This window comes from Bacteroides sp. 3_1_13 (genome assembly GCF_001185845.1).
Taxonomy (GTDB): Bacteria; Bacteroidota; Bacteroidia; order Bacteroidales; family Bacteroidaceae; genus Bacteroides; species Bacteroides xylanisolvens.
Window position 1 is genome coordinate 168,259 of sequence record NZ_KQ236956.1, and the last position, 14,161, is coordinate 182,419.

The following is a 14,161-nucleotide window of genomic DNA, read 5'->3' on the forward strand; positions in this document are numbered from 1 at the left end:
GTTATCCGTGCCTAAATTATAATAAAGCTATTTTTTTTTAGACTTTATCCCAATCCGTTTCAGCATTAAAACAGGGACAGGCCTTGATCCATTCTTCCGGTTCTATTTCGCCGTTTCCGTTCAGGTCGGGACTTAGATCCCGATGTCCGCAGATCCGGCAATTCGGATAATCTTTCAATAAAGCGAGAATCAATACCCGGAGCGAATGTTTCTGCCATTCGGTACGGGTATCTTTCGGTTGTCCTTTGCAATCGAGTCCGCCCTCATAGCAGATACCTATACTTTCTTTGTTGAAACCGCGGCTGTGCGCACCAATTCGTTCTATCGGACGGGTAGATTTTATATCCCCGTTCTTGCGGATATAGAAATGATAACCCGTTCCGTTGAATCCTCGTCTGCGATGACAGACGTCCAGGTCATATTCTGTGAAACTCTTGTCTTCGCGCGTAGCGGAGCAATGGATTACTATCAGGTTTATAGTTCTCATGAATGGATTAAATAGATTGAATAGGTTCTGTAAATTGCACAGGTTCCATAATTTGCATTAATTGAATCATTATCATGCCTCTGCTGCACTACGTTGTGCACATTCCTTATTAATACATTGTAAGGCAGCAGCCTGTGCCAGCTGATCTCTTAATGAGAATATCTCCGTATGCATCTCTTTCACTTTCGAGCTAAGGTCGAAATAATCCTTCAACACTTTTTCCAATTGCTGCATCAGAAAAGTATATTGGTCTTTCACCAGTTCGCTGAACTCTTTTACTTCTTGCGCCATTACTTTGCGCTTTTTGCGATTACTGCCCAGAAAGGGCAGGATCGTCATAATGATCTCTATGATTTTATCGAGCATTTTAATAAATTGAGGATTGAAAATTGAGAATTAAAAAATAAATGTAGAAGAAAACAGAAACCGCATGGAGAGTAACTGTAGAAATCACTCTGTAATACCCATGCGGCACTGTTTTTAATGATTAAGCTGCCGGGTCCGGAGCTTCTCCGCTTCCACCGCTACCGCTGTTTCCACCATCCGCGTCTTCTCCGTCACCCTTTCCGGCCAGGATGAAATCGACATTATTCTCGCCTCGGGTAGTGGCATGACTCGTATTCACCAGCTGAAGTGCCTTGTCTGCCACAAAACGAACATTTACTCTGCGGATATTGCGCACCGTGCAATCCTTCTCCTTTTCCGCCCCTTCGCTGCTCAACGTGATATGGAACGTGCCCAATCCGTCGATCTTCACCTTGTCGCCCTGGGTAAGCGACAGGCGCAACTGCTCAACAAAAGCCTCGATGGAATGCTTCACATCTCCTGCTGTAAGCGATGAGTTCGCTTCGATGGCATCGGCCAGCTTGTTGATGTCCATCACTCTCACTGTACCCGATTTCTGGCGTACATAATACAACATCTGTGAATCCGGCTGATTCACATACTTTCTGCGCTGATAGCGCTCCACTAATACATTCATACAATTAAAAAAGTTAAGGTTTAAGTAATAATATTTTCTGTCCTTGTTGACATTACAAATATACGAAATTTGAAAGGGAAAGTCAAGTATTTTGCTATTTATTTTATATCAATAATGAAATAAAAAAAGAAATTCCATACAGCTATATATTGTAATATAAAATTGTATGGAATCGGGGTGAATCTGTATCTATTTAGCATGTTTCAGCATGTATTCCAGCGGTGGGACGTATTCGGTGATTTTTGTCATTGCCGAATTATGCCTGAAGTATACGTTTCCCGTCTCTCCGTTGCGTTGTTTGGCTATGATTGCTATGCCTAGTTCTTCGGTAGGGTAACCGCTTTCGCGGTCGGTTGTTATTCGTGCGAGGGCGGGGCGGTAGAGTAATATCACGACGTCCGCATCCTGCTCGATTGCGCCACTTTCGCGGAGATGTGCCAGTTCGGGGTGGCCTGCGGGGCGGTTTTCCGATTCGCGGTTTAGCTGGCTAAGCAGTACCACCGGTACGTTTAGCTCTTTGGCCAGCAACTTCGCTTTGCGGGTGGCTTGTGCCACTTCCTGTTCGCGGTTGCGGTTGTTTTGGCCGGTTGTCATGTCGCAGAGTTGCAGGTAGTCTATAATGATCGCGTCGCACGCATGTTGGCTTTGCAGCAGTCGCGCGCTGGATCGTACGTGTTCCATGTTGACCGAGGTGCTGTCGTCTACGTGTATCGGCAGACGTTTGAGGTCGGCGGCTGCCGTGCGTGCCTCTGCAAGCTCTTGCGGGCTGACGGTTCCCGACCGCCAATGGCGGGCACTGACTTCGCTGGCTGCTGTCAGCCATCGGTCGGCCAGTCTTTCTCCTTGCATTTCGAGGCTGTAGACGGCTACGGCATGTCCTGCCATGGCTGCGTTTCGTGCCAGATGTAGTGCGAATGCCGTTTTTCCTACGCCGGGACGGGCGGCGATTACCACTAGTTCGCCGTTTTGGAGTCCGGACGTCATGCGGTCCAGGTCTGCCAGTCCGGTAGGGATGCCGGTCACTCCGTTTATGTTGTTGGCAATACGTCCTTCGGCTTCGGTCATGGTGGCGGTCATCAGTTCATCCATGTCCCGCATGTGGTTGTTGTGGCCGAATTCGCCTTCCAGACGGTCGAGCAGGTTGTGCGCGTCCATCAACGAGTCGTCGATGTCCATCGTTTCGTTTAGCGAGCAGGCGAGTAGTTTGTTGAATCCCAAGGTCATTTCGCGTCGTAGATATTTCTCGTGTACGATCTGCGCGTGATATTCGAGGTGGGCGGAAGTCGCCACTTTGCTGCTCAACTGGGTGATGCCGAACGCTCCGCCCGCCTCTTCGAGCTTTCCGCGGTGGGAAAGCTCTTCTTTTACGGTGAGGATGTCTATTTTCATTCCGGCGTGGTACATAGCCAGTATGGCGGCGTAGATCAGTTGGTGGCGCAGGACGTAGAACATTTCGGGGCGCAGCTTGTCGGCTATCAGTGGTATAGCCCTCTGCTCTATCAGGCAGGCGCCGATGATGGCTTCTTCTATTTCGGGAGCCTGTGGTGAAACTCTGTTTTCGGTATTCATAATCAGTGTTTGTTTAATCAGTCTTCGTTTAATTGGGATTCGTTTTATCAGTATTCGTTTAGGAAAGCTTTGTTGGATAAATAGCTGGCGGCGTGGAGCAGGTAGTTGATGTTTGTTTGGTGGAAATAATAATCTTCTACCTTGTCGATGGCGAGTTGCTGTTCCTTGTCGCTTAATTTTTTCCATTCGCGTTGCGCTTTGGCGATGTTTTCTTTGGGAAGCTGCGTGATGCTGTGAAACTCATTCCAAAACAGGCGGAACTTCTCGTTGACGGCTTTCTTTTTCTGCTTGCCGCTGTCGGGGGCTCCTACCCATTTGTCGTATTCGACGACACGGATATGCAGGGACGAGTTGTTGGGATGGGGGACGATTTCGATGATCCCCAGGATGGCAAGGGCGTGTATGAATCGGAAGGTTTTTCCGACAGACCAGCGGAAAATGCGGCTCCAGTCGCGGTAGCTGAACATGCTTTCGCCTCTTTTGCACAGGTAGTCTTTATGCTGCCGGTCGCTGTATAACGTGTCCGAATAGTTTACTTTCATTAGGATTTTCAGGAGCGCTTCTATTTCTCCGGCTTCTATGTTCGGGTCTTCTATCTGTTGTTGTAGCAGGGCTTTGGGGATAATGAGAAAACCATGTTCCATCATGGCTTCAAAATTGAAATTGTTCATTGGGTTATCGTTTTAAATTTCTGTAAAGGTACGCCGTTCTTGTGCGATGCGCAAGGGGTGTGGTTCCGTGCGGACGGGTGTGGATGAATAAAGGGTGCCGCGATGCGCAAATGGCTGTTTTTTTCTTCTTTCATGAAGCCGGGGAAGGAGTGGGGATGGAACGAATGCTCTGTTGGTGGTTGGCGGAGCTTCTGTTGGTGGTTGGTGGAGCTTCTGTTTGTGACTGGTGGAGCTTCTGTTGGAGAAAAAACAAAGCCTTCGTTTGGGGGGATTCGAAGGTCTTGTTTGTAGTGAAAAAACGGTCATTTTTGCCGAACGCTTTGTGGAACGCTTTTTTCTTTCTGTAAATAGCTGTATGATTGGTAGTTATCTTCGTTTTGAAAAAAAGTGATGAACGCAAAGTGGAATACATAATAAACAATAAAAGATAAATGATATATTTAAAAATATATAGTTCGATTTTCCTTTTATTTCTTGTCCGTGTTTTCGTTTTCTGTTACGCGCTAAACGTTTGTCGGCAAGTCAATGTGGGGAGGTCCCCAGTGTCGGTAGATGATTAGCTGCATTTCAGGACTGACATCGATTGTTTGGCTGGTGTAATACGCAGCAACCAGTTGTTCGTTCAATGTCTTGTTTGCTTTAATGCGTTTGCGCATTTTTTTGCTGGCGGAAGAAGCGTTTGCCAGATCGGGAAAATACTCCTTCGCCAATTCGGAGAAATACTTGAATCCATTAATGCTGTAGCGTTCGGCAGCTGGTTCATTGTTGTTCATAATTTTTTTATACTTTAAATGGTTAAAATAATATGTTGTTTGAAAAATTGCGCAAATGTATGAAATTTACTTTGATGATTAATGTAAATGTTTTAGTTTTTATTTTTTAGATTTTATGTATGTAAATTTTTGAAGATATATTTTTGTATTTTACTAAAGTAAAATGTGGGAAAAGTAAATATTAATTATTAATTTATTTTTAATGAAAAAGGAAAGTTTTACTTTGTTTATGAAACAAGTGGCTGTTGATTTGCAGCAGAGTGGAAATTTAGGGACTGCTCATGTATACAGAAGTACGTTGAATGCGATTCTTACTTTTCAGGGTTCCGATCGTTTGTCGTTTCGGGAAATCACTCCGGAGTGGCTGAAGCATTTTGAGGGTAGTCTTCGTGCACGTGGGTGTAGTTGGAATACGGTGTCTACGTATCTTCGCACGTTGCGTGCGGTTTACAATCGCGCTGTCGATCTTCGGAAGGCATCATACGTGCCGCATCTTTTTCGCTCCGTATATACAGGTACGCGGGCAGACCGCCGTCGGGCATTGGATATGGAGGATATGAAGAAGGTATTTGCCCGTCTGTTGCAGTCGGACGCCATCACTCCTGCCATGAAGGGGGCGCAGGAGTTGTTCATTCTTATGTTCTTGCTTCGGGGACTGCCTTTTGTCGACTTGGCTTATTTGCGCAAGAGTGATCTCCGGGGAAATGTGATTAGTTATCGTCGTCGTAAAACGGGACGTCCGTTGTCTGTGACGTTGACGACGGAAGCGATGTTTCTTTTGCAAAAGTATATGAATCGGGAGGAACAGTCGCCTTATTTGTTCCCGATTCTTCATAGTGACGAAGGTTCGCCAAAGGCGTATAGGGAATATCAACTGGCATTGCGCAATTTTAATTATCAGTTGGAATTATTAGGAAAGGCATTGGGACTCAAAGACCGGTTGAGCTCGTACACCGCCCGCCATACCTGGGCTACGACTGCGTATTATTGCGAAATTCATCCGGGTATTATTTCCGAAGCGATGGGACATTCGTCCATCACCGTGACAGAAACTTATTTGAAGCCTTTCCGAAATAAGAAAATTGATGAAGCAAATATGCAGGTACTTGATTTTATAAAACGATCTGTGGTCGGCGTAAGTGCTTGATTTTTATTCTGTTACTTTGTAGGTAACGGGTTGAAATATCGGTGCAAATATGAGCATATTTCTTAAAACAACCAAACGAAATCATACATTTTTTCTAATAAACTACTCAAAACAGGAATTAAACAAATAAAACACGCGGATTCTTTGTATTAGGGCTTTGTTAACTTCTAAATTTTGCAAAAGGTCTCCCGCCCCTCTGCCGCTTCTAAGAAGCAGGGGTAAAAATGTAATCGCATATTGTTTCATTTTTCCGTATTGACTACTCCAAAAGAGCAGGAACAAAGGTTTCTCCGTTACCTACAAAGTAACGGGCGGTCTATTATTGAAACTTAGTGTTTAATAATATATTATTAATGTAATTTTTAAGTAGTTATGAAGAAAAATTTTGTTAGGGTAATGCTTTTCGGGGCATTGACGCTTGCTACTGTCACTTATGTAGGCTGTAAAGACTATGATGATGACATCGACAATCTGCAAACGCAGATTGATGCCAATGCGGCAGGTCTTGCTGAACTGCAAGCAAAAGTGAATGCAGGTAATTGGGTAACAGACATTAAAAGTATCACTGGTGGATTTGAAATTACTTTCAACAATGGAAATAAATATTCTATTGTGAATGGTAAAGATGGATCTGTCGTTGAAATTGGAGAAAATGGAAACTGGTTTATAGACGGTGTTGATACTGGGAAACCGGCACGAGGTGAAAAGGGTGAGACCGGTGCTACTGGTCCTGTCGGTCCTGTTGGCCCCGAAGGTCCTGCTGGTCCTGCCGGAAAATCTCCTTTTATTGGTGATGGAACAGGTGAATTTGAAAAAGATTATTGGTATTTCTATGATGACGCTACAGATAAATGGGTGAAAGGTGATTATTCGTCAGCCACTGTTTATGCTGTACAGAATGAGGGATTACCTAGCTTTACTCTACATGTAAAAGATAAAACTACTGGAACAGAATTAACAACTATTCTGCCTACTGCAGCTTTGATTAGTAGCCTTGAAGGAGTGACTATTGAGAATGGTAAAATCACTGCAGGCGGAACAAAGGAACTTAAATTAAGTTATGCTCAATGCAAAGCTGATTTCACTTTTGGTATGGAGGATGAGAAAAAAGAATTTAAGAAAAATGACCTGTTAATAACTAATTCCGGCGTGTTGAATGCGTTGATTAATCCAGTAGGTCCTGACTTTACTGATAGCAAATATCAAATCTATTTGATGAATTCTCAAAATGAAGCTAATTTTGTTATCTCTAAGATTGAACAAAATAAAACTGCAAAACCATTGACACGTGCTACCGAAGCCAAAGTGAATCGTGGTGTTTACGACCTTACTGTTACACTAAAAGATGGCTTGAATTTGGAAACTGCCCTTCCTGCAGATGAAGCATACGCATTCTGTACAAAAGACGCATGGAACAATGAAATAATCTCTGCTTATGATGTTAAAATCAAACCGGAAGCAGTTACAAGTGCTACTAAACTGGTAGATGCAGCAGTGTCCGCAAAAGTTGGTGAGGTACAGGTTTTGGATGACTTGGCAGCTGCAGCTACCACCACTCCTATGGATTTGAGTACAGTCTATGCATATTATTATAAGTTGGCAGCCGATGCTCCTGAAGGTGTAACATTGGGGACGAACGAAGCCGGCAAACAAACCATCACTTCTACCAAAGGGCAAGAAGCAAAGGTTGAAGTCTGCTATATAACTACAAATGGTATTCCTTTTGATGGAGAAACTCATGAGGGCATTGATTATTCTAGCGTCGGTGGCTCCTCTGCTCCGGCTAAACTGACTGTCACCTTCAAGCAAATAGAAACAAAATCTTTGGCAGCACAGACGGTAGTTTGGAATAAATCAGAAAAATCCGACATTGCTGTGTCAGCAGCTAATATTAAGGCAATCAAAGACGCTATTACTACTGCTAAACTTGCTAGCTCAACTGCCACGGCTAACGATGGAGATAAAGTGAAGTTTAGTGGTATTGCTTCTGGTGATACTAAATATGATAACCTGAAACTGACAGTAACCGCTGCATACAAGGGTACTATGGAAGCCGTATTGACAGTTGACGTTGACGCAACGAAGCAAATTGTATTCAAATTACCGGTAACTGTTGATTATAAGACGCCTGTATTTACAAAAACTTCAGGTATGTGGACTGAAGATGGCAAGGTGTCTCTTCTGATTAATGAAACTAAGAATGCTGATAAGATTCAGAGCATCAGTCTCGAAAGAGAAATGGGCTCAATCTTTACTACATGGAACGCTATTACTGGCGGAGTTACTTCAGGTATATACAACAGCATTACGTATGATGTTGACAAGAATGGTGACGATCATGTAGGAAGTGTAGCTAACGATAAGTTCACAGTAGACATGGCTCACGCTAAAGACAATATGGCATTCTCTGTAGATGTAAATTGTCAGCCTAACGATGCTACTGAACCTGCTTCAATTGCTAACCAAAAGATTCAATTCATCTCATTATCAGAATTGCTTAAATCGGAATTTGGTGCAACGGACGCTAAAAAAGGTATCACAACAGCGTATACAGCTGAAACCATAGATTCAGAGATTGATGTATTAGGTGACATTGTATGGAAAGACAGAAAAGGCAAGGCAATGTGGCCGACTGCAGATAATAACACTTATGACACTGGTACTTTGACTACCGCTGACGCTGTTCTTGCTCTTTATGGATATTCTATTAAGGTAGAACGAAGTGACAAAACTAACTTCAAGTTTGATTCTACTGGACAGAAATTGATATTAACAGATGCTGGTAAGGCCTTGAAGGGTCTTGTGAAAGATTTGGTAGTGACAGTTACTATTACTCCTTCAATCAGCTGGAGCGCAACATCTCCTGCACCTGTGGTGAAGACAGTAACATTCCCTACTGCTCTCTTTGCGGATTAATTTGAAATCCTTTAATGTTCTATTAGATAGCTCCTCTATATTTGCCTCTGGCAGAGGTGGGAGCTATCTCTAGAATGATATAACATAATAGGAGAGCCCGTGCTTGTTGAAGTGCGTTCTCTCCATAAATATGAAACCCTTCTTCACCGAAGTGTGAAGATTATATGTTGAGAAGTGACAAAGCGAAGAGACACAGCTTGTGAAAGTCCATCCTTCCATCTTTGTTCTTCTATTAGAAAAGGGATGCCTCCCCACATTTCCTACTGGCATCCCTTTTATCTTTACTCTTGGGACGTCTTTTTTTGTTGTACTAGAATCAATTGCTAGTCGCCCATTTCCCTATAGGTAAAGGAGACGTCCTCAAGATACAGAAAGCCCGAGCTTGCGAAAGTCCGGGCTTTTCGTAATTTTGTGCAGTCATTATCCCCTTATTTTATCGTCCCTAAGTTTCCGGGGAAATGTGCAGAATGAATGATTGAAAAGAATCTTTTAACCTGCCATGACAAAGATTTCTATTAAAAATATATATCTTTGCAAGAAAGGCATTGATTAATAAAAGAAGAGAATATGAGCCATAAAATTTATCCGATCGGTATTCAGAATTTCGAAAAAATTCGTAATGACGGTTATTTCTATATTGATAAGACAGCACTGATGTATCAAATGGTAAAGACCGGAAGTTATTACTTCTTGAGTCGTCCGCGCCGTTTCGGAAAGAGTCTGCTCGTCTCCACCTTAGAGGCCTATTTTCAAGGAAAGAAAGAACTGTTTGAAGGGCTGGCTGTGGAAAAACTGGAAAAGGACTGGATCAAATATCCTATACTGCATCTGGACCTTAATATCGAGAAATATGATACATCCGAAAGTCTGGATAATATACTTGATAAATCGCTGACAGCATGGGAAAAACTATATGGTGCCGAGCCGTCCGAACGTTCGTTTTCCTTGCGTTTTGCCGGTATCATAGAGCGCGCTTGTAAGTTGGCGGGGCAACGTGTGGTTATTCTTGTCGATGAATATGACAAACCCATGTTGCAAGCCATCGGTAATGAAGAATTGCAAAAGCAATTTCGGAATACATTAAAGCCTTTTTATGGAGCGCTTAAAACAATGGACGGTTGCATCAAGTTTGCATTCCTTACCGGTGTGACAAAGTTTGGCAAAGTCAGTGTGTTTAGTGACTTGAACAACTTGGATGATATATCCATGTGGAATGAGTATGTCGAAATCTGTGGCATTAGCGAGCGTGAAATCCACAACAATTTGGAAACAGAGCTTCATGAATTTGCTGCTGCGCGCGGAATAACGTATGATAAACTTTGTGAAGAGTTGAGAGAGTGCTATGACGGTTACCATTTTACGCACAATTCTATTGGTATGTACAATCCGTTCAGTTTGCTTAATGCTTTCAAACGTAAGGATTTCGGCAGCTATTGGTTTGAAACGGGCACACCGACCTATCTGGTGAAATTGCTGCAAAAACATCATTATGACTTGGAGCGGATGACGCATGAAGAAACCGACGCCCAAGTATTGAATAGCATAGACTCTGAATCTACTAATCCCATTCCGGTGATTTATCAGAGTGGCTACCTCACCATTAAAGGGTATGATGAAGAATTTGGAATGTATCGGTTAGGTTTCCCGAATCGTGAAGTAGAAGAAGGATTTGTCCGTTTCCTGCTTCCTTATTATGCGAATGTAAATAAGGTAGAATCTCCGTTTGAAATTCAGAAATTTGTTCGTGAAGTACGTTCCGGCGATTACAGTTCTTTCTTCCGTCGCTTGCAAAGCTTCTTTGCAGATACCACCTACGAAGTGATTCGCGATCAGGAATTGCATTACGAGAACGTGCTTTTCATCGTTTTTAAACTGGTCGGCTTCTATGCCAAAGTGGAATATCATACAAGCGAAGGACGCATCGACCTTGTCTTGCAGACAGACAAATTCATCTATATCATGGAATTTAAACTGAACGGTACGGCAGAAGAAGCATTGCAGCAGATAAATGACAAGCATTACGCTCTTCCTTTCGAGATGGATGAACGGAAACTCTTTAAAATAGGAGTAAATTTCAGTGCGGAAACCCGTAATATTGAAAAATGGATAGTTGAAGAAAAATAGATAAAACAAAAAGGCGGCTCGTTTTGACCGGGCCGCCTTTTCTGTTTATTTGATTTCGATTTCTTCCTTCATATCGATTTCCTCTCCATGTGTATCATAGAACACATATTGCAGAAATGCGAGTTTTTGACTTGGAATAATCTTGATACCGAATCCGTATTTCATTTGCCACTTCCGTTTCAGGGAAACGAGTCCCTGATTGATATAAGCGGCAACATACGGATGGACGTGTAACGAGAATTTCTTAACCTTCAGTTTATTGACCAGGTAATCAATTTTACTCTCCAAAGTGTCCGTAAAAAGAATGGACGACTTGATAGTGCCTTTGCCGAAGCAAGTGGGGCAGGTTTCGGTCGTGTTGACGTCCATTGCCGGACGCACACGTTGGCGTGTAATCTGCATTAGCCCGAATTTGCTAAGCGGCAGAATATTATGCCGTGCCCTGTCTTTCTGCATATTGGCACACATTCGTTCATAAAGCTTCTGACGGTTTTCGGCTTCATTCATATCGATGAAGTCCACGACAATGATACCACCCATATCTCTTAATCGCAATTGGCGGGCCAGCTCGTCGGCGGCTCCCAGGTTTACTTCGAGTGCGTTACCTTCCTGCCCGTTGGCATTCTTGGTGCGGTTACCGCTGTTCACGTCTACTACGTGAAGCGCCTCAGTGTGCTCAATAATCAGATAGGCACCACTCTTGTAAGAGATTGTTTTACCAAACGATGATTTAATCTGCTTGGTGATACCGAAATTGTCGTAAATGGGAAGTTGACCTTTGTACAGTTTCACGATATTAGCCCGGTCGGGCGCAATCAGTGATACATAGTCTTTAATTTCATTGTACACAGCCTCGTCGTTGACGTGAATATTCTCAAAAGAAGGGTTGAAGAGGTCGCGCAACAAACCTACGGCGCGGCTGGTTTCTTCATAAATCAACGTCGGATACTTGGTGGCTTTTTGTACTTTTACCATCGCATCTTCCCAATGCTTAACCAGGACTTTAAGCTCTCCGTCGAGTTCGGCTACGCGTTTGCCTTCGGCTACCGTGCGGACGATGACACCGAAGTTTTTCGGCTTGATGCTCATCAGCAATTGTTTCAGGCGGGCGCGTTCTTCGCTCGATTTAATTTTTTGTGAAACAGAAACCTTGTCATTAAAAGGGATCAGTACGAGATAGCGTCCGGCAAACGAAATTTCGGACGTCAGTCGCGGTCCCTTAGTGGAGATCGGTTCCTTAACGATTTGCACCACTACTTCTTGTCCTACCTTGAGGGTGTTGGATACTGTTCCATCCTTGTCAAGATCGGGAAGCAGGGTTGCTTTGCTGATGGAGGTCAGCTTCTTTTTGTCGCTTAAAGTCTGCTTTACAAACTTTTCGAGTGAGTTAAATTGAGGACCCAAGTCCAGATAATGAAGGAAAGCGTCTTTCTCGTAACCAACGTCTACAAAGCATGCATTCAGTCCGGGCATCAATTTCTTGATACGTCCCAAATACATATTGCCCACAGAGAAAGAAATATTTCTTCCTTCGCTTTGAAGTTCCACCAGGCTCTTATCTTCGAGAAGGGCGATGGAGACCTCTTTGGGCTGTACGTCAACTACTAGTTCACTTGTCACTGTTTTGTTTCCTTATTATTGATTGAATCTCATTTATATGAACAACTTTTTTGACAAATTGTTCATTTTGGGTTAGCTACTTAAACAAAGAACAAACTTGAAAGACATTAGCTTCGCAAGTTTGTTCTTTATTTCTGTGTGATCCAGACTTAAAAATTATTTTTTGCTTTTATGTCTGTTCTTTCTTAGTCTTTTTTTACGCTTGTGCGTAGACATTTTATGTCTTTTTTTCTTTTTTCCGCTTGGCATAGCTTCACATTTTATGGGTTAATACTCTTGTTTATTATTTCTTTACTGAAATTGTAAATGTCTTAGCCGGTTTGAAAGCCGGAATGTTGTGCTCCGGAATAATGATCGTAGTATTTTTAGAAATGTTACGAGCAGTCTTTTGTGCTCTTTTCTTTACTACGAAACTACCAAACCCACGCAAGTATACGTTCTCATCGTTAGACAATGAATCCTTTACTGCATCCATAAATGCCTCAACTGTTGTAAGAACTGTCTGCTTATCAATTCCAGTTTTCTTTGTAATCTCGTTTACAATATCTGCTTTAGTCATTTTTCCTTAAAAAAAATATTATTACTATGTTATTGCTAATTTTTTGGACTGCAAATATATAGCTTTTTAAGCTCCTAAAAAAATATATTCTGCACATTTTTCTAAAAAAATAGTGGCATAGGGTTTTCTTAGAACCAAAAGAGTTACTTTTGTGTGCCTTTTGGATAGGATAGGCAAGATAAATGTTAGATAATACACTAGGAACGAGGATATGAACGAGTTTACTAAAACGATTGTAGAGTGGTATAAAGAGAATAAACGTGAACTGCCCTGGAGGGAGTCTGCCGATCCGTATCTGATCTGGATTTCGGAGATCATTCTTCAACAGACGCGGGTGGCGCAGGGGTATGATTATTTTCTTCGTTTTATCAAACGTTTTCCCGATGTGCGGACTTTAGCCGCTGCGGAGGAGGATGAAGTGATGAAATACTGGCAAGGACTGGGATATTACTCACGTGCCCGCAATCTTCATGCCGCCGCCAAAAGCATGAATGGGGTTTTCCCGGAAACGTATCCGGAAGTGCTGGCTCTGAAAGGAGTGGGGGAGTATACAGCGGCAGCGATCTGTTCGTTTGCTTACGGTATGCCTTATGCGGTAGTGGACGGTAATGTGTACCGGGTGCTTTCCCGTTATTTCGGCATCGATACTCCGATTGATTCGACAGAAGGAAAAAAGCTCTTTGCAGCATTGGCGGATGAGATGCTGGATAAGAAGCATCCGGCTGTTTACAATCAGGGAATAATGGATTTCGGGGCGATTCAGTGCACTCCGCAGTCGCCTGATTGTTTGTTCTGTCCGTTGGTGGGCAGTTGCTCGGCACTTTCGAAAGGCTTGGTGGCAAAACTTCCGGTGAAGCAACACAAAACAAAGACAACGAACCGTTACTTTAATTATATTTATGTACGTGCGGGCGCGTATACCTTTATAAATAAACGGACGGGCAATGATATTTGGAAAAATCTGTTCGAACTGCCCTTGATAGAAACTCCGACGGCTCTTTCGGAAGAAGATTTTTTGACTTTACCGGAATTTCGTGCACTCTTTGCGCCGGGGGAAGTACCGGTGGTACGTTCGGTTTGCAGGGAGGTGAAGCATGTATTGTCTCACCGGGTTATCTATGCTAATCTATATGAAGTGACCTTGTCTGAAAATTTGACTTCTTTCAGTGATTTCCTGAAAATAAGGGTGGACGAACTGGAGCAATACGCTGTTTCTAAATTAGTACAAGACTTGCTACAAGCATTAGAATAAGCATTAGAATAAGTATTAAGTAATAAGTATTGAGTATTACCCATGCAGTTTATGGCGCAGC

Annotated in this window: 13 protein-coding genes; 5 read left to right on the plus strand and 8 right to left on the minus strand. The window is 42.9% G+C overall.

The window, feature by feature from the left end; genetic code table 11:
- Positions 1–37: 37 nt before the first annotated feature.
- The 5 genes from HMPREF9009_RS13035 to HMPREF9009_RS13055 all read right to left on the minus strand — a co-directional run bounded on the left by HMPREF9009_RS13035 (position 38) and on the right by HMPREF9009_RS13055 (position 3,709).
- Positions 38–487, minus strand: a complete 450-nt coding sequence (locus HMPREF9009_RS13035) for an N-acetylmuramoyl-L-alanine amidase (RefSeq protein ID WP_004314316.1) — start codon at positions 485–487, stop codon at positions 38–40.
- A gap of 72 nt (positions 488–559) precedes the next feature.
- Complete coding sequence (locus tag HMPREF9009_RS13040; RefSeq protein ID WP_008648736.1) at positions 560–853, minus strand: hypothetical protein; 294 nt, start codon at positions 851–853, stop codon at positions 560–562.
- A gap of 121 nt (positions 854–974) precedes the next feature.
- Positions 975–1,469, minus strand: a complete 495-nt coding sequence (locus HMPREF9009_RS13045) for an HU family DNA-binding protein (protein WP_004314318.1) — start codon at positions 1,467–1,469, stop codon at positions 975–977.
- 189 nt (positions 1,470–1,658) lie between these two features.
- Positions 1,659–3,038 (minus strand): replicative DNA helicase, encoded by a 1,380-nt coding sequence (gene dnaB, locus HMPREF9009_RS13050; RefSeq protein ID WP_049702441.1) that lies wholly within the window; start codon positions 3,036–3,038, stop codon positions 1,659–1,661.
- A gap of 47 nt (positions 3,039–3,085) precedes the next feature.
- The gene (locus HMPREF9009_RS13055; RefSeq protein ID WP_004314320.1) at positions 3,086–3,709 is read right to left on the minus strand and encodes a hypothetical protein; all 624 of its coding nucleotides are present in this window, start codon (positions 3,707–3,709) and stop codon (positions 3,086–3,088) included.
- Between the two features lie 83 nt (positions 3,710–3,792).
- On the opposite strand from HMPREF9009_RS13055, the gene HMPREF9009_RS13060 reads away from it, so the two are divergent.
- Positions 3,793–4,056, plus strand: a complete 264-nt coding sequence (locus tag HMPREF9009_RS13060; RefSeq protein ID WP_004314321.1) for a hypothetical protein — start codon at positions 3,793–3,795, stop codon at positions 4,054–4,056.
- Between the two features lie 156 nt (positions 4,057–4,212).
- On the opposite strand, the gene HMPREF9009_RS13065 is transcribed toward HMPREF9009_RS13060, so the two are convergent.
- Entirely contained in the window at positions 4,213–4,482 is a 270-nt protein-coding gene (locus HMPREF9009_RS13065; RefSeq protein WP_004300655.1) for a DUF4248 domain-containing protein, read from the minus strand.
- A gap of 202 nt (positions 4,483–4,684) precedes the next feature.
- Here HMPREF9009_RS13065 and HMPREF9009_RS13070 point away from each other — a divergent pair, with 202 nt between their 5' ends.
- From HMPREF9009_RS13070 to HMPREF9009_RS13080, 3 genes are all read left to right on the plus strand, one after another.
- Positions 4,685–5,629, plus strand: a complete 945-nt coding sequence (locus tag HMPREF9009_RS13070; protein WP_004314322.1) for a tyrosine-type recombinase/integrase — start codon at positions 4,685–4,687, stop codon at positions 5,627–5,629.
- Between the two features lie 372 nt (positions 5,630–6,001).
- Positions 6,002–8,545, plus strand: a complete 2,544-nt coding sequence (locus HMPREF9009_RS13075) for a collagen-like triple helix repeat-containing protein (RefSeq protein WP_232313585.1) — start codon at positions 6,002–6,004, stop codon at positions 8,543–8,545.
- 567 nt (positions 8,546–9,112) lie between these two features.
- Positions 9,113–10,669 (plus strand): ATP-binding protein, encoded by a 1,557-nt coding sequence (locus HMPREF9009_RS13080; RefSeq protein WP_004316203.1) that lies wholly within the window; start codon positions 9,113–9,115, stop codon positions 10,667–10,669.
- 45 nt (positions 10,670–10,714) lie between these two features.
- Here HMPREF9009_RS13080 and HMPREF9009_RS13085 read toward each other — a convergent pair whose 3' ends face one another.
- Entirely contained in the window at positions 10,715–12,289 is a 1,575-nt protein-coding gene (locus tag HMPREF9009_RS13085) for an Rne/Rng family ribonuclease (RefSeq protein WP_004316204.1), read from the minus strand.
- 283 nt (positions 12,290–12,572) lie between these two features.
- On the minus strand, positions 12,573–12,848 hold the full coding sequence (locus tag HMPREF9009_RS13090) for an HU family DNA-binding protein (RefSeq protein WP_004300646.1): 276 nt from the start codon (positions 12,846–12,848) through the stop codon (positions 12,573–12,575).
- Between the two features lie 211 nt (positions 12,849–13,059).
- Here HMPREF9009_RS13090 and mutY point away from each other — a divergent pair, with 211 nt between their 5' ends.
- Entirely contained in the window at positions 13,060–14,100 is a 1,041-nt protein-coding gene (gene mutY / locus HMPREF9009_RS13095; protein WP_008644690.1) for an A/G-specific adenine glycosylase, read from the plus strand.
- Positions 14,101–14,161: the final 61 nt, after the last annotated feature.

Coding starts and splice junctions, on each gene's coding strand:
- HMPREF9009_RS13045 (WP_004314318.1), bottom strand. CDS start 1,469: ATGAATGTATTAGTGGAGCGCTATCAGCGCAGAAAGTATGTGAATCAG.
- HMPREF9009_RS13055 (WP_004314320.1), bottom strand. CDS start 3,709: ATGAACAATTTCAATTTTGAAGCCATGATGGAACATGGTTTTCTCATT.
- HMPREF9009_RS13060 (WP_004314321.1), top strand. CDS start 3,793: ATGAATAAAGGGTGCCGCGATGCGCAAATGGCTGTTTTTTTCTTCTTT.
- HMPREF9009_RS13035 (WP_004314316.1), bottom strand. CDS start 487: ATGAGAACTATAAACCTGATAGTAATCCATTGCTCCGCTACGCGCGAA.
- HMPREF9009_RS13070 (WP_004314322.1), top strand. CDS start 4,685: ATGAAAAAGGAAAGTTTTACTTTGTTTATGAAACAAGTGGCTGTTGAT.
- dnaB (WP_049702441.1), bottom strand. CDS start 3,038: ATGAATACCGAAAACAGAGTTTCACCACAGGCTCCCGAAATAGAAGAA.
- HMPREF9009_RS13065 (WP_004300655.1), bottom strand. CDS start 4,482: ATGAACAACAATGAACCAGCTGCCGAACGCTACAGCATTAATGGATTC.
- HMPREF9009_RS13075 (WP_232313585.1), top strand. CDS start 6,002: ATGAAGAAAAATTTTGTTAGGGTAATGCTTTTCGGGGCATTGACGCTT.
- HMPREF9009_RS13080 (WP_004316203.1), top strand. CDS start 9,113: ATGAGCCATAAAATTTATCCGATCGGTATTCAGAATTTCGAAAAAATT.
- mutY (WP_008644690.1), top strand. CDS start 13,060: ATGAACGAGTTTACTAAAACGATTGTAGAGTGGTATAAAGAGAATAAA.
- HMPREF9009_RS13040 (WP_008648736.1), bottom strand. CDS start 853: ATGCTCGATAAAATCATAGAGATCATTATGACGATCCTGCCCTTTCTG.
- HMPREF9009_RS13090 (WP_004300646.1), bottom strand. CDS start 12,848: ATGACTAAAGCAGATATTGTAAACGAGATTACAAAGAAAACTGGAATT.